1 protein-coding gene is annotated in these 330 nt (G+C 64.2%); it reads right to left on the minus strand.

The genetic code is table 11. The annotated features are described in order from the left end of the window. A partial coding sequence (locus ABGA94_RS22305) for a 2Fe-2S iron-sulfur cluster-binding protein (RefSeq protein WP_375368112.1) occupies nt 1-285 on the minus strand: 285 nt, incomplete at its 3' end. Nucleotides 286-330 lie beyond the last annotated feature (45 nt).

Below are 330 nucleotides of genomic sequence, written 5' to 3' on the forward strand. Positions count from 1 at the left end.
CTGGCGCTCACCGGCGGCCTGCAGCTCGGCCGGGGTCAGCCACAGCGCGCGGTCGATGCCGGTGTCCAGCGGTTGGGCCGGGTCGTGCGAGACCGGGTGTGCTGCGTAGCAGAAGCGCGGAATCGGAATGCCGGCCTTGTCGGCCGCCTGGATGATCATCGAGCCCTTGGGCACGACCAGCGACTTGCCATCGATCTCGATGGTGACGTGATCGGGTGGGACGGGCAGAAACCGGACAAGTACGAATTGTGAGGGGCGTGAAGATTTGGGCGGAATACGACACATCAAGCGTCGAATTTGGACATCGTCCTACATCGATAGGGGGGGCGC

The sequence above is a fragment of the Stenotrophomonas sp. 3diitr2024 genome (genome assembly GCF_042136455.1).
GTDB classification, from domain to species: domain Bacteria; phylum Pseudomonadota; class Gammaproteobacteria; order Xanthomonadales; family Xanthomonadaceae; genus Stenotrophomonas; species Stenotrophomonas sepilia.